This is a genomic window from Propionivibrio sp. (genome assembly GCF_047602565.1).
GTDB lineage: Bacteria > Pseudomonadota > Gammaproteobacteria > Burkholderiales > Rhodocyclaceae > Propionivibrio.
The window spans coordinates 4,661,384-4,673,856 of record NZ_JASGGX010000001.1 but is presented as its reverse complement, the minus strand read 5'-3'; the positions used below and the strand labels follow the sequence as shown (position 1 = coordinate 4,673,856).

The following is a 12,473-nucleotide window of genomic DNA, read 5'->3' as shown; positions in this document are numbered from 1 at the left end:
TACCGTACCAACGCCATCTTGGGTTGCCTACAATGTCGGTTCGATTCACAGTCAAGAACAACCGACATGCAGACCGACATCCGCTCAGCTCTGGATGAAATCCTCAACCAGCAGCAACTCGCGCTCGAAGACGTGCTTGATCGCCACTTCAGTCCCGACTACCGGCAGCGCACCAACGGGCACTGGGATGACCGCGAGGCATTCACCCGCCATGCGCGCAAGCTCCGCGAAGTCGTGGCATCGGCGCACATCGAGGTGCTGGACGAGTTGCGCGACGGCAACCGTTATGCAGACCGCCATCGTGTCCACGTCACCAAGCGCGACGGAACCCAGGTCGTGCAGGAGGTGTATCTGTTTGCGGAACTGGATGCCGAAGGGCGCTTTGCGTGCATCGAAGAAACCACGCTGATGCTCGAAGGCGCAGAGTCCGACCGCGAGATAGGCAGCATGAAATGATGTGGGCTGCTTGTGAGATCACGTCTCACAGGGCAGCTTGATCTTGCCGTTGGACCTCAACACCGGGCGCGGCCACCGCCGCGCCCGGATTTTGTATTCGCCGCGCCCAGGACGGAACGGCCTGGGCGCGGTGCCGATGGCTGTTATTCCTTCGTCTCGATGAGCCACTACAAAAAGCGAAGCGCCCCGGTTTAAGCCGGGGTGCTTGCCTTCTACGCAGGTCAAGCGGCCAGCGCCTCGGCCTCAATCACCATTTTGAGTCTCCCTTCCGGCGGGCGCTGGCACTTCCGCCTGCCGTCTCATCTCGCAGACCGACCTGACCCCGTGGCGGCACATCCCTGAGGCGGAATGCTCCATTGAGCGTGAGCCAACACAGAGGGGGGTTGACCTTGAAGTTAACTTCAAACTTATGCTCTGCGGTGATGTCATTTCATCTCTGAGGTAACCCTATGAAGGGCACTTCCCTGGCCCCCGTCTTCGGCGCATGCCTATTGGTCGCGACCACATTCGCACAGGCGGCCGAAACCACCGCCATCAAGATCGGTGACTATGATGTACCTGAGGTGTGGCCGGGCCGGGGCGTGGTCGCCCTGACCGCCTATTCCTACCACTACTGCGACAACGACAGCTACAACGAGACCGGCCTGTCCGTCGTCACCAACCAGCCGGGTGCGTCGAACTGGGGGGAGCTCTCGCTGCTGGGCCAGTCGTTCGCCGACCACTTCTGGGGCTATGTGCTCAAGCTGCCCGTCGTACACGCCCAAGCCGCTGAAGCCGTAGCCGTCGGAGGACACCATGACGCTCGATGAAGACAGCACCCGCATGGCCGCCCTCCTGGGCCGGCAGCGCAGCACCTTCCTCCACGACGGCCCACCGAACCTGCCGCTGCGCAAGGCCCGGCTCGCCCGGCTGCGCGCCGCCGTGCTCGCGCACCGTGAGGCCCTGAAGGACGCGGTCAGCGCCGATTTCGGCAACCGCTCGCGCCACGAGACCGACATCATGGAACTGGCCTGCGTCGTCCAGGCCATCGACTACCTCTCCAGCCACTTGCGCCGCTTCATGAGGCGCGAGCGCCGCCACGTGCATTTCTTCTACCGCGCGGCGCGCGCCTACGTCGAATACCAGCCGCTGGGCGTCGTGGGCGTGATGGCGCCGTGGAACTACCCCATCTCCCTCACACTGGTGCCGCTGGCCACCGCGCTGGCGGCGGGCAACCGCGCCATGCTCAAGCCCTCGGAGTTGACCCCGCGTACCAGCGAGGCGCTGCGGCATATGCTGGCCGAGGCTTTCGCGGAAGATGAGGTGGCCGTAGTGCTGGGTGGCCCCGAGGTCGGCGCCGCGTTCAGCGCACTGCCGTTCGACCACCTGCTGTTCACGGGCAGCACGCAGGTCGGCCGCAAGGTGATGCGCGCCGCCAGCGACAACCTGGTGCCCGTGACTCTGGAACTGGGCGGCAAGAGCCCCGCCATCGTGGCGCGCGGCCATGTCAACGACCGCACGATGCAGGGTCTGGTGTACGGCAAGCTGTCCAACGCCGGCCAGACCTGCGTGGCGCCGGACTACGCCCTGGTGCACGAGGACGACCTGGACACCTTTATCGCCCAATACACCGCCACGGTACATCGCTTCTACCCGGACGGTCCCGCCAGCCGCGACCACACAACCATCGTCAGCGACCGCCACTACGACCGGCTGCGCTGGCTCGTCGATGACGCACGCCGCAATGGCGCGCGTGTGATTGAGGTGGGAGAACGCCCCGCCCACATGCCTGGGCGAGAGCGCACTCTGGTGCCAACGCTCGTCGTCAACGCGGGCGACGAAGCTCCCCTCATGCAGGAGGAAATTTTCGGCCCTATCCTGCCTGTGCGCACCTACGGCACCATCGACGAGGCCATCGCCCATGTGAACGCGCGGCCCCGCCCGCTCGCGCTCTACTACTTCGGTGCCGAGGACGGCGACTGCGCCCGGCTGCTGGCGCGCACCACGTCGGGCAACGTAGGCATCAACAACACCTTGATGCACGTGGCGCAGGACGATCTGCCCTTTGGCGGCGTCGGCCCGAGCGGCATGGGAGCCTACCACGGCATCGAGGGTTTCCGTGCGATGAGCCATGCCAAGGGCGTCTTCGTGCAGGGCCGCTGGAACTTCCCCGGCCTACTGCATGCGCCCTTCGGGAAGCTCGCCGACATGGCCATCTCGCTCACGTTGGGAAGAAACAAGGCGTCATCGCCATGAAGATCAGATATCCATCACCCAAACAGGAGCGACGCAATGAGTGAGCACAATGCCAGCCCCACATCCATGCGCTGGATGATCTATGGTGCGAATGGCTACACCGGGGAACTGATCGCCCGCGAAGCGGCGCGGCGCGGGCTCAAGCCCGTACTGGCGGGCCGCAGGCGCGAAAGCGTCGAGGCGCTGGCACGCACGCTGGGGCTGGAGGCGCGTGCTTTCGGCCTTGATGATGTGGGGCGGTTGACTGAGCAGATCCAGGGCCATGCGCTGGTGCTGAACTGCGCCGGCCCGTTCTCGGCCACCGCCGCGCCGATGATGGAAGCCTGCCTGCGCGCCCGCGCGCATTACCTGGACATCACCGGCGAGATTGCCGTGTTCGAGCACGCGCAGTCGCTCCATGCCCGCGCACGGGACGCCGGCGTGGTGCTGTGCCCTGGCGTGGGCTTCGACGTCATCCCCACCGACTGCGTGGCCGCCGCGCTGAAAGAGGCGCTGCCGGATGCCACGCATCTCGCGCTGGGCTTCGACTCGCGCTCGGGCTTCTCGCCCGGCACCGCCAAGACCTCGGTCGAGGGGCTGGCCCAGGGCGGCAAGGTGCGCCGCGACGGGAAGATCGTCACCGTGCCGCTGGCCTACGAGGTGCGCCGCATCGACTTCGGCGACGGCGAGAAAGACGCGATGACCATCCCCTGGGGCGACGTATCCACCGCGTACCACACCACCGGCATTCCGAACATTCAGGTATTCATTCCAGGCTCGCCCCGCATGATCGCCAGCGCCAGGCGCGCCAACTATGTCCGGCCGCTGCTGGGGTTGTCGTGGGTGCAGAAGCTGATAAAGGCGCACATCGCCAGGACGGTGAAGGGACCCAGCGAGGAAAAGCGCGAGAAGATGCCCACCTTCATCTGGGGCGAGGCCAGCAACGCGCGCGGAGAGAAAAAGACCGCGCGCATCCGCACCGCCAACGGCTATAGCCTGACCATCACCGGCTCGCTGGCCATGGTCGAATACCTGATGACGGCCCGGCCCACTGGCGGCGCCTACACACCGGCCAGGTTGGTGGTCGCCGATCTGGTGACGCACCTGCCCGGATCAGGGCCTCTACAGATCGTCTAGGTGGATGGTCGAATCGACCTGAAGTGACCATCAGGAAAGCGCCGGGAGCTATTTATTCGATAGCTTCCGGCGTCTGCGCGATCAGGTGTTGGCCAGCCCCGAGGCAGGATCGGACGGTGCTCCGCCCCGCCAGTCGCGCGCCGGAGCATCTATTTGCCTAACCACTCCCGCCGTATCAGCTCCAAGCCCTCCCGATAGGTCGTCACCTCGAACTCGGGGAAGCGGCGCTTGAACTTCGTGGAATCGAAAAGGTTGTCCTGCTCGTAGCGGGGCAGCAGCTCCCTGATCTCGCGCACCTGCTTCGAGAACAGCCCGGCCGCGGTCAGCGTCAGCTTGCCGATGACTGCATAGGAAGGCTCGCGCCCGAAGACTTGGCTGGCCACCGCGACGAACTCCTTGTACGTCGGCCGGTCGTCGCAGCACGGCAGATGCCAGATCTGGCCGAAGGCATCGGGTGCATTGCCCAGGGCCGCGAGGGCGCGGCTCGCGTCGGGCGTCCAGATGAGCGTGCGCCGCGTATCGTCGCGCACGGGCACATGCGGCTTCTTGCCAGCCTGGAGTTTTTCGATGACCAGCGCGTTCGTGAAGCTCTGCGTCTTGCCCGGGCCATAGAACTCAGGGGCCCGGCCAATGAGCACGGGGATCTCGCCGCGTGCCATTTCTTCGAGCACCATCGAGGCCATCGCTGCGCGCACCTTGCCCTTGCGACCCACCGGAGCAAAGAGCGTTTCCTCGGTCAGCAGCCGCGCATCCTGCGGATACATGTAGGTGTTGTCGAAATAGGCGAAGCTCGCGCCAACCACGCGGCAGGCATCCAGGGCATTCTTCAGCATTGTGGGGAACTGCGCTTCCCATAGCGCCGTGTCTGGTGGCAGGCCGGCCGTGAAGTAGACAATGCTGCTGCCCTTGACCGCATCCAGGGTCTGCTTCGCATCAAGAAGGTTGGCGGACACCAGACTGTCGGTGTCGTTGACCTTGCGTGGATTGCGGCTTACGAGCCGCACATCGTTCGTGTATTTGCGCTGTAGCTCCCGCGCCAGCTCTACGGCGATCTGGCCGTTCGCCCCCAATATCGTCTGCATTCCGTCCGCCTTCATGAAGTTGCACCTGGTAGTGCGATGGCCTCAAGGTTAACTTTGAAGTAATGTTTAATGTCAAACTCTGTAGTCACTCGGGGCACCTCGATCATGAAAATTGGAGAACTCGCGCAGCGCACGGGCCTGGCGCCTTCGCGCATCCGCTTCTACGAACGCATCGGCCTGCTCAAGGCGGTCGAGCGCCAGGAAAACGGCTACCGCAGCTACCCCGACGACGCGGTATTGGCGCTTAAGCTCATCGCGGCCGGGCAGCGTGCGGGCTTCAGCCTGGATGAGTTGCGCACGTTGCTGCCCAGCGATCTCGCTAGCTGGGATCATGGCACTCTGATCGACACGCTGCGCCGCAAGGTGCAGGACATTGAGGCCCTGCAAGCACAGCTCGCACAAAGCAAGGCCCATCTGGTCGAACTGATGGCGCAGATCGAAGCCAAGCCGCAGGACATGGATTGCGCCGCCAACGCCCGGCGCATTCTGTCGGAAATGCGGTTGGTAGAGGCGGACAGTGCCCCGACCACCAGGAGGGCCCGTCGCCGCCATTAGAGGGGCATCGCACCAAGGTGCATATGCCGCTTGATATTGAAGTTGTATTCAACGTTAGAGTTCATCCACTGGTTCCTTACTGGAAAGGTCTACGAGATGGACAGGTATTTCACACAGGCTTTGTTCGGGCCACACACGATTCGAGGAGGTTACGCGTGACCAAGCGCATACTCCACGTTGTCACCAACGTCGCTCACTACCAAGATCCGACGCAGCCAACCGGCTTGTGGCTATCGGAGCTAACCCATGCGTGGCAGGTCTTCGCCGCCAATGGATACGAGCAGCGCATCGTGAGTCCGCTGGGTGGCCTCTCGCCGCTGGAGCCTCGCTCGCTGAAATGGCCGCTCGCCGATGCGTCCGTGAAGGACTGGCTGGCCGATCCGACGCGGATGGCGCTGCTGTCATCCACCGCGCGACCGGATGAGATCAATCCGGCGGAGTTTGACGCGCGGCGGCATCGTCTCGTCGGTTTGCGATGCGTGTTGAGGAGGCGCTGAGTTGGGACGAATACAGCACCGACCCCAGATTTCGAGCCAAGCAACCTTTTCGCCGAGGAAGCCGAAAACAAAGCTGCGGCGACAACATCTACTTCAGAACTGGACCGAATACGCCATGGCAGCAACGCGATTCGTTCCACAGTCGCGAGGACGGAAGTGCTGCCCCCGGCCATATTGCAAGAGACACGGGCGTCAGCCGGGTACTCATCAGCCGGCAATTTCTTTACGTTGGTGGCAATGGCCCCATGCTCCCAGACCTGCACGACGCCCAAGGGCGCTCACTTTGCAAAACCGGTATCGGGCATTCAAAATTCGATGATCCGGAGCTCATTGCAGCATTTGTGGCTTGGCTCGAAAGCCTCGGAGCCTCCGGTTTTCGGGGAGAGCCGTATGAATGGCTCAGCTTGAGGTAAGAAGTGGAAACGGTGGTGTAGCAATCATCACCAATACCGACTCAAGCTCTAGGAGCGCTCGACTCGCCGAGGCTACGACGTTTTCCGAAAGGTTAGTATCTATCTAGGAGGCAGGGTGGGGTTGGCATCGCACAATGTGGACCATAAGATACGAACGACCGGATTGGACCCGTTAATGAAACAACACCCCTTTGTCGACGCGGTTGCGTCATTACGTTTTGAGAACTGCTTCAATCCGTATATCGACCGTTGTCCAGTGCATGATCGAGCTGATGCACCACGACTTCGGGCTAGGTTGTTGTCGACCATGTTAGAGCAAGCCTCGCATGCACCGGTGGATGCCACCTGGATCGGACGAGATCTCGGCTACCGGGGAGGGCGGCGACTGGTCTGGCTCTGACGGACGACGTACATCTAGAGCACCATGCACAGCGCTGGAGCGTCCCCATCGAGCGTCCGACCAAAGGATCTGCAGTCGCAGAGCGGACGGCGGCTGTAATCTGGGATGTTCTGAGTCAGATTGAAGACCGAATATTTCTGTGGAACGTATTCCCTTTGCATCCACACGAAGTGGACGATCCTTTCTCAAATCGAATGCACAACTCGCGTGAGCGCGAGGCGGGGCTGCAGCTCCTAAAACTGCTGATCGATTTACTACAGCCGCGTCGATTGGTCGCAATCGGCAACGACGCCGCTTTAGCTGCTGTACGCGTCGCTTCGACGGATCTGCCCGTCGTGAAGGTGCGACACCCAAGCTATGGCGGTCAAACAGAATTCCTGCAAAAGGTAGCCTTACTGCATGGGCTACAGCCTAAAACGGCCTCGCTGTTCTGAACGGAGGCACGTCCCGCCTTCAGCGCTGCTTTCGAAGTGGAAGCCGCCATTCCTCGTTACGGTTTAAGCGACCGCTTTGGCCGAGTAGCTCTCGGTCAGAACACGCACTGCATGACCACTCCACCCAGAAACCTGCCGTAGTGACAACAAGACGGTGAATATCGGTTGAGGGTCGGAAGCACGAACTCGCCGGGTTATGAAACTGTCGTTCTTGGCCTTTCGAGGCTGAGCGGCAGACAACGGACGCATCTCTGCTCGATCCAGTGCTCAGGCCAACAGCCGGATTGGCCGAGTTGTAGCCTGCTGTCAGCGTAGAATCGGATCGCATCTTGAAGGAATCGGGAAAGCTTGCGCTGGACGCCGTCCGCTACGTTGCTTCATGACAATCGATAGGTCTGCAGGTGAATGCTCGTCTCGGTGCTGCTGATTCCCCGTACCAAGCGGATTCGTTCGAGTACCTGCGATAGTTCCGACAGGTTGGCGGCGCGCAGTTCGGCGAGCAAGTCCCAACGCCCGTTGGTGTCGTGCAGGCTGGCAACGCCGGGCTCGCCAAGAAGGTTGGAGATGACTGCGCGTGTTTCGTTGCCTTCGACCGCGATGCTCATCCATGCGCGAATTTCATTCGGCTCGGTATCGGGTCGCAGGCGGACTGTGTAACCGACGATGATTCCCGCATCTTCGAGCCGTGTGATGCGGTTGGTGACCGTTCCCCGCGAGACTCCAAGTTTCTGTGCCAGCGTGGCAATGCTGGTGCGGGCATTTTTACGCAGGAACGAGAGTAATTGTTGATCAGTGGCGTCCATATTGTCATTTCGTCAATAATGATTTTCTAAATGATAAATTTTTGGTGAAAAGCAATCAATGTTGACGATTCACATTGCTATGCGGAATTGAGAGACTCAGTGCGAGCCCCCACAGGAGCCGCCGCATCATGAAAATCGAATCCCGCGTCCAAACCCAATTCCTCAGCGCCGAAACCATCGCCCAGTTGGTCAACACGCTGGGTGTCGCAACGTGCCTGCGCGGTGTTGCCGACTACCTCCATGCCGATTACCTGCGCTGGGAGGCGTTCGACAAGTGCGCCCGAATAGCCAGTCATTCGGCCGACGGCGTAATCGAGCTGATGCCGATTTCCGACAGTGCCCACTACGCCTTCAAATACGTGAACGGCCATCCCAAAAACACGACGCTCGGTCTGCCGACGGTCATGGCCTTCGGCGTACTGGCCCGCGTCAACACCGGCGCCCCTGAGTTACTGAGCGAATTGACGCTGACGACGGCGATCCGTACGGCGGCCATGTCGGCGCTCGCGGCACGGACGCTGGCGCGTCCCGCGAGTCGGACCATGGCGCTCATAGGCAACGGCGCGCAAAGCGAATTCCAGGCCCTGGCGTTTCACCATTTGTTGGGCATCGAGGAAATCCGCCTGTTCGACATCGACAGTACGGCGATGGCCAAGCTGGTACGCAACCTGGCGCACACGGACCTGCGTTTGCGCCTGTGCGAAAGTGTGCGCGAAGCGGTACGGGGCGCCGACATCGTCACCACCGTGACGGCCGACAAGACCAGCGCCCGGATCATCATGCCGGACATGCTCGAACCCGGCATGCACATCAATGGCGTCGGCGGCGATTGCCCCGGCAAGACTGAAATGCATCCCGGCGTGCTGAATGGCGCGTCAGTATTCGTCGAATACGAGCCGCAGACGCGCATCGAAGGCGACGTGCAGCAAATGCCGATCGATTTTCCAGTGACCGAACTCTGGCGGGTCCTGGCCGGCAAGGCCGCAGGCCGGACCGACGACCGGCAGGTGACGCTGTTCGATTCGGTCGGCTTCGCGCTCGAAGACTATTCGGCCTTGCGTTACATGCGCGACTCGGCCCGTGCGTTGGGGTTGGGGCAGCCGATCTCGCTGATTCCGGACGTGGCCAACCCCAAGGATTTGTTCAACCTCATTCGCCCGGCACCTGCGCGGAAGGAATCCGCGGCGCAACAGCCGACGATGAATCGCGCTGCTTGAGCTGGGGGGCCGTGCCGCGCGCTTTGCGTCAGCGCCCCGCAGCTTGGTCGGCCCCGGCGTGATCGAGGCGACGAAAGCGAACAGGGTATAAGGCAGCAGCGTCGGTCTGGAACTCGATCGCGTTGGTTCCGCCGTCGAGGATCGCGATCGCTCGAAGGAGCACCACCGCCATAAATTTTTGTGACGCTGTTTGGACGGAAAGTCCTTCGGCCAATCCGGACGTTGGCCTGAGGCGCTGAATCGGGCATTCGCGGCGATGAACTGGCCTCAGCCGGTCAACGTGATTTTTTGCTGAACGGCAGGTGATTAGCGTATTGCCGCCCGATTCTGGCTAAAAATCCGACGTCGGCAAAGGCCGATTTATTCGCGTTAGCGGTCTGGTTAGTTTCGAAGTGGAGCAGCTGTTCAAATGACTGCTCACTGGTGGTGTCGAAAATCCGCTTCTGGCCGTTACGAATAGCTATTCATAACGGCCAACTGCTGCCGCTGAACGATTCTTGAAAGCGAACGGCCGAACGACCGCTTCTGAAACCCGGGGCGATGCCACGGAACAACTGCTCGCATTAAGCGGGCAAAAAAATCCCGGGCCGGTGTGGCTCGGGATAAATCCCATCGTGGAGATGGGTCAGGGAGGGTCAAACATTGCCAGCGGGGGACGCTGAAGCAACGAGTGCAGTCTAGGGCGGCAGCTCGCCCGTGTCTGTATCGGATCGCCATGCTTTGTGTAACGCTGCGTAATGCCGGCCGCCGGAAGCGGCCACTGCCTATTTTCAGAGCAGTCCTGAAATTTTCTTTCCCTTGAATGGGCTGGGCGCGTTTTCCAGTCCTTATCCACAGGCTTGTCCCGGTATTCTGTGGGGCAATTCGTCAGTTTGTCGATAACGGCGGTTTTGGCCAGGGTCCAGATTTTCACGTTTTGTCAAACGAACCCGGTTCCTTGCTGGCAATCTGAAGCTGTATATAATCACAGTATTCAAGGAATCCGCCATGTCCGTTCGCCCCCCGCGTTTCATTTGCCCGTATTGCCATTCCCCGATTGATCCGGGCCGGATGGAAACCGCCCTGAAAGGCGCCGCCGAATACCGCGTCTGCCCGGAATGCGACGTCCCGGTCGCGCTGCAACCGCAGTCCCCCGTTTCACGGGAACGGCCGGCGGAGCCGTGCCGTCCATGAGCGCAGCGGCGGCCGGAATCCCGGCCTACCTCGCCCGCCTCAACGATGCGCAGCGCGCGGCGGCGACTCACGGCATCGGCGAAACGGACGTCTGCGCGCCCCTGCTGATCATCGCCGGCGCCGGCACCGGCAAGACCGACACCCTGGCCCACCGCGTGGCGCATCTGCTGGCCCACGGCGCCGATCCGGACCGGCTCCTGCTGCTCACCTTCTCGCGCCGCGCCGCCGACGAAATGACCCGGCGGGTGCAGCGCATCGCCGGCCAGGTCTCGCCCCGCCACGCCCGGCTGGCGGAGGGCGGTTTCGCCTGGGCCGGCACCTTTCACGGCGTCGGCGCCCGGCTGCTGCGCGACTACGCCGGCCGGATCGGCATCGACCCGGCGTTCACCCTCCACGACCGGGAAGATTCCGCCGACCTGATGAACCTGGTGCGCCACGAGCTGGGCTTCTCCGGCCAGGGCAAGCGCTTTCCGCTCAAAGGCACCTGCCTGGCGATCTATTCCAGCGTGGTGAATACCCAGGCGGATCTGGCGACCGTGCTGCAGACCACCTACCCGTGGTGCAGCGAGTGGGAGGCGCAGCTGAAGCCGCTGTTCCTGGCCTACGTCGAAGCCAAGCAGGCGCAGCGGGTCCTCGACTACGACGATCTGCTCCTCTATTGGACACAGATGGTCGGCGATGCCGAACTGGCCGGGGAACTCGGCCGCCGCTTCCCCCATGTGCTGGTCGACGAATACCAGGACACCAATCCCCTGCAGGCCGCGATCCTCCTGGCCATGAAGCCGGACGGCCGGGGCCTGACCGTGGTCGGCGACGACGCCCAGTCGATCTACCGCTTCCGCGGCGCCACCGTGCGCAACATCCTCGACTACCCGGGGCGCTTCGACCCGCCGGCGCGGGTGATCGCCCTCGAACGCAACTACCGCTCGACGCAGCCCATCCTCGCCGCGGCCAACGCCGTCATCGCCGAGGCCCGGGAACGTTTCACCAAGGACCTGTGGAGCGAACGCGCCGCCGCGCAAAAGCCGGTGCTGGTGACCGTGCGCGACGAGACGGACCAGGCCGCCTGCGTGGCCGGGCACGTCCTCCTGCGACGCGAGCAGGGCGTGGCGCTCAAGGCCCAGGCCGTGCTCTTCCGCTCCGCGTCGCACAGCGTCCGCCTGGAGATCGAGCTGACCCGGCGCAACATCCCGTTCGTGAAGTTCGGCGGCCTCAAGTTCCTGGAGGCCCGGCACGTCAAGGACATCCTGGCCCTGCTGCGCTGGGCGCAGAACCTGCGCGACCGCGTCTCCGGCTTCCGGGCGCTCCAGCTGCTGGCCGGCATCGGCCCGAAGACCGCCAGCCGCGTGCTCGACAACCTGCAGGCAGCGCCGCCGGGCTGCCTGCTGCTGGCCGAACAGCCCGTGCCGGAGAAGGCCCGGGCCGAGTGGCTGGAATTCGTCGCGCTGCTGGACGGGCTGGAGCAGGCCGGCGCCTGGCCGCTGCCCCTGGAGCAGGTGACGCGCTGGTACGACGCGCAGATGGAGCGGCTGTTCGAGGATGCCGAGACGCGCCGCGCCGACGTCCAGCAACTGGCGCGCATCGCGGCCACCTACCCGAGCCGGGAACGCTTCCTCACCGAGCTGACGCTCGACCCGCCGGAGGCGAACGCCAGCGAGGCCGGCGTCCCCTTGCGCGACGAGGACTACCTGATCCTGTCGACCATCCATTCGGCCAAGGGCAAGGAATGGCAGGCGGTGTCGATCCTCAATGTGGTCGATGGCGGCCTGCCCTCCGACCTGGCCACCGGCAGCGAAGAGGAGATCGAGGAAGAACGGCGCCTGCTGTACGTGGCCATGACCCGCGCCAAGGACCATCTCGAACTGCTGGTGCCGCAGCGTTTCTACACCACCGGGCCGACGGGCGGAGGCGACCGGCACGTCTATGCCGGCCGCACGCGCTTCATTCCCAATCGTCTGTTGAAATACTTCGAGGAGCGCAGCTGGCCGCTGCCGGAGCTGCCGGGCTTCGAGGAATGGCAGCGCCGGAATCCAATGGAGCCCGGCCAGCGCCTCGACCTCGCCGCGCGCATGCGGGAAATGTGGAAGTGAAT

At 63.0% G+C, this 12,473-nt stretch carries 12 protein-coding genes; 10 read left to right on the top strand and 2 right to left on the bottom strand.

What is annotated here, in order from left to right; genetic code table 11:
- Window positions 1-66 precede the first annotated feature (66 nt).
- The 4 genes from QM701_RS22060 to QM701_RS22045 all read left to right on the top strand — a co-directional run bounded on the left by QM701_RS22060 (window position 67) and on the right by QM701_RS22045 (window position 3,807).
- Entirely contained in the window at window positions 67-456 is a 390-nt protein-coding gene (locus QM701_RS22060; RefSeq protein ID WP_415169140.1) for a nuclear transport factor 2 family protein, read from the top strand.
- Between the two features lie 449 nt (window positions 457-905).
- Window positions 906-1,265 carry a hypothetical protein gene (locus QM701_RS22055; RefSeq protein WP_415169139.1) on the top strand — a complete coding sequence of 120 codons (360 nt, stop codon included), beginning with the start codon at window positions 906-908 and terminating at the stop codon, window positions 1,263-1,265.
- Entirely contained in the window at window positions 1,252-2,691 is a 1,440-nt protein-coding gene (locus QM701_RS22050) for a coniferyl aldehyde dehydrogenase (RefSeq protein WP_415169138.1), read from the top strand. Before QM701_RS22055 ends, QM701_RS22050 begins: the two co-directional genes overlap by 14 nt.
- Before the next feature lie 36 nt (window positions 2,692-2,727).
- Window positions 2,728-3,807, top strand: a complete 1,080-nt coding sequence (locus QM701_RS22045) for a saccharopine dehydrogenase family protein (RefSeq protein ID WP_415169137.1) — start codon at window positions 2,728-2,730, stop codon at window positions 3,805-3,807.
- 149 nt (window positions 3,808-3,956) lie between these two features.
- Here QM701_RS22045 and QM701_RS22040 read toward each other — a convergent pair whose 3' ends face one another.
- A complete protein-coding gene (locus tag QM701_RS22040) occupies window positions 3,957-4,904 on the bottom strand; it encodes an SDR family oxidoreductase (protein ID WP_415169136.1) in 948 nt (315 codons plus the stop codon).
- Window positions 4,905-4,994: 90 nt separating this feature from the next.
- Here QM701_RS22040 and QM701_RS22035 point away from each other — a divergent pair, with 90 nt between their 5' ends.
- The 4 genes from QM701_RS22035 to QM701_RS22020 all read left to right on the top strand — a co-directional run bounded on the left by QM701_RS22035 (window position 4,995) and on the right by QM701_RS22020 (window position 7,188).
- Window positions 4,995-5,444, top strand: coding sequence for a MerR family transcriptional regulator (locus tag QM701_RS22035; RefSeq protein ID WP_415169135.1), 450 nt, complete (start codon window positions 4,995-4,997; stop codon window positions 5,442-5,444).
- A 155-nt stretch (window positions 5,445-5,599) separates the two neighbouring features.
- Window positions 5,600-5,941, top strand: coding sequence for a hypothetical protein (locus tag QM701_RS22030; protein ID WP_415169134.1), 342 nt, complete (start codon window positions 5,600-5,602; stop codon window positions 5,939-5,941).
- A complete protein-coding gene (locus QM701_RS22025; protein WP_415169133.1) occupies window positions 5,920-6,354 on the top strand; it encodes a hypothetical protein in 435 nt (144 codons plus the stop codon). The genes QM701_RS22030 and QM701_RS22025 overlap by 22 nt, the downstream gene beginning before the upstream one ends.
- 345 nt (window positions 6,355-6,699) lie before the next feature.
- Complete coding sequence (locus tag QM701_RS22020; protein WP_415169449.1) at window positions 6,700-7,188, top strand: uracil-DNA glycosylase; 489 nt, start codon at window positions 6,700-6,702, stop codon at window positions 7,186-7,188.
- A gap of 377 nt (window positions 7,189-7,565) precedes the next feature.
- Here QM701_RS22020 and QM701_RS22015 read toward each other — a convergent pair whose 3' ends face one another.
- The gene (locus QM701_RS22015; RefSeq protein WP_415169132.1) at window positions 7,566-7,991 is read right to left on the bottom strand and encodes an Lrp/AsnC family transcriptional regulator; all 426 of its coding nucleotides are present in this window, start codon (window positions 7,989-7,991) and stop codon (window positions 7,566-7,568) included.
- A gap of 128 nt (window positions 7,992-8,119) precedes the next feature.
- On the opposite strand from QM701_RS22015, the gene QM701_RS22010 reads away from it, so the two are divergent.
- Both QM701_RS22010 and QM701_RS22005 read left to right on the top strand, forming a co-directional pair.
- A complete protein-coding gene (locus tag QM701_RS22010) occupies window positions 8,120-9,208 on the top strand; it encodes an ornithine cyclodeaminase (RefSeq protein WP_415169131.1) in 1,089 nt (362 codons plus the stop codon).
- Window positions 9,209-10,377: 1,169 nt separating this feature from the next.
- On the top strand, window positions 10,378-12,471 hold the full coding sequence (locus QM701_RS22005) for an ATP-dependent helicase (protein WP_415169130.1): 2,094 nt from the start codon (window positions 10,378-10,380) through the stop codon (window positions 12,469-12,471).
- Window positions 12,472-12,473: the final 2 nt, after the last annotated feature.

Excerpts from the sequence above, each read along its gene's own strand:
- QM701_RS22025 (WP_415169133.1), top strand. The coding sequence starts at position 5,920 with ATGCGTGTTGAGGAGGCGCTGAGTTGGGACGAATACAGCACCGACCCC.
- QM701_RS22050 (WP_415169138.1), top strand. The coding sequence starts at position 1,252 with ATGACGCTCGATGAAGACAGCACCCGCATGGCCGCCCTCCTGGGCCGG.
- QM701_RS22015 (WP_415169132.1), bottom strand. The coding sequence starts at position 7,991 with ATGGACGCCACTGATCAACAATTACTCTCGTTCCTGCGTAAAAATGCC.
- QM701_RS22045 (WP_415169137.1), top strand. The coding sequence starts at position 2,728 with ATGAGTGAGCACAATGCCAGCCCCACATCCATGCGCTGGATGATCTAT.
- QM701_RS22055 (WP_415169139.1), top strand. The coding sequence starts at position 906 with ATGAAGGGCACTTCCCTGGCCCCCGTCTTCGGCGCATGCCTATTGGTC.
- QM701_RS22035 (WP_415169135.1), top strand. The coding sequence starts at position 4,995 with ATGAAAATTGGAGAACTCGCGCAGCGCACGGGCCTGGCGCCTTCGCGC.
- QM701_RS22040 (WP_415169136.1), bottom strand. The coding sequence starts at position 4,904 with ATGAAGGCGGACGGAATGCAGACGATATTGGGGGCGAACGGCCAGATC.
- QM701_RS22060 (WP_415169140.1), top strand. The coding sequence starts at position 67 with ATGCAGACCGACATCCGCTCAGCTCTGGATGAAATCCTCAACCAGCAG.
- QM701_RS22010 (WP_415169131.1), top strand. The coding sequence starts at position 8,120 with ATGAAAATCGAATCCCGCGTCCAAACCCAATTCCTCAGCGCCGAAACC.
- QM701_RS22005 (WP_415169130.1), top strand. The coding sequence starts at position 10,378 with ATGAGCGCAGCGGCGGCCGGAATCCCGGCCTACCTCGCCCGCCTCAAC.